This is a genomic window from Methylomonas koyamae (assembly GCF_001644025.1).
Taxonomy (GTDB): Bacteria; Pseudomonadota; Gammaproteobacteria; order Methylococcales; family Methylomonadaceae; genus Methylomonas; species Methylomonas koyamae_A.
Genome location: NZ_LUUK01000113.1, coordinates 1 through 1,324 on the forward strand (window position 1 = coordinate 1; position 1,324 = coordinate 1,324).

A 1,324-nucleotide genomic window follows, 5' to 3' on the forward strand; every position below is an offset into this window, starting at 1 on the left:
TTGTGCTTGAGTACGAATGGTTTGAAGTAACAGACGTTCATCCAACCGCTTTGCGGGGATGGTATGGGTTTTCGGCCCGTCGAAAGCCCCATACCCTATACTGCCAATAGCCTCCTCGGCGTGTTGTCCGATGGACAGTAATAAAGTCCGAAAACAATCGCCGATACGGCGAATGTCTTCCTCACCGAAATAAGCTCGGGAAAAATCAAAGCCGATCTCTAGCACCCTCCCAACCGCAACATCCACCGTCAAGGGATAATTGGTGACATCGTGCTGATTGACATTGCCGATACTCAAGCCACTGCCTGACTGCTGCAATGCCTCATCGACCGGGTAGTTTTCGAACACCAGCAAAGTATCAAACAAATCGCCGCCGACACCTGCCCAACGCTGAATCTCGTAAAGCGGCAGGTATTCGAATTCGCGCAAGCGCAGATTGTCGGCTTGCAATCCGCGCAGCCACTCGGCCAACGGCATGGCAGGCGAAATCTCTATCGCCACCGGCAAGGTATTGATGAACAAGCCCAGCATAGTTTCCGCGCCCAGCAAATCGCCTGGCCGCCCAGCCACCGTCGCGCCGAAAACGACACGGCTTTGGCCGGTGTAATGCCGCAGCAACAAGGCCCAGGCGCCTTGCAACAAGGTGTTCAATGTAATGCGCTGCTGTTGCGCGGTAGCCTGCAAGCGCTGGGTTTCGTCAGCATCCAATCGGAAGTTCCAATAACCGTTGCCCGAGGCTTGTGGTGCGTTGACGGTTGCCGCCAACAAGCACGGCGCATTGACTCCGCCGAGTTGCCACCGCCAGAACGTTTCGCCGGCGGCTTTATCCTGGCTTTGCAGCCAAGCTATGTAATCCCGGTAATTGCCTTGGCGAGCACGCGGCGCGGCACCGGCGTATATGTCCATGACTTCGCCCAGCAGCAAGGAAGTACTCCAGCCGTCCAGCAACAAATGATGACAGGTCCAGATCAAATGCGTCATGCCGCCGGCCAGACTCACCAGCGTTAGACGCAACAGCGGTGCCTGGCATAAATCAAAGCCCCGTTCATAATCGGCTTTTCGCAATTCGACCAACTCGGATTCGTCGAAAGGCTGCAGACGCCTATCATGCAGTGCCACCGGCAATTCCACATCCTTGAACACCGCCTGCAACGGCACCGGCAAGTCACCCTGCCAGACAAAACCGCTACGCAAAATCGAATGGCGGCGCAACACCGTCCGCCAAGCTTCCACAAAACGGTTTACATCCAGTCCTTGCAGATCTACCGCCATTTGTGTGACATACAAATTAGCTTCTGGCTCGCGCAAGGCATGAAACAAGATC

1 protein-coding gene is annotated in these 1,324 nt (G+C 55.4%); it reads right to left on the reverse strand.

The features are described from left to right. Positions 1–1,320 (reverse strand): condensation domain-containing protein (locus tag A1355_RS08995; RefSeq protein WP_269454750.1); only part of this gene is annotated, 1,320 nt, incomplete at its 3' end. Between the last annotated feature and the right edge of the window lie 4 nt (positions 1,321–1,324).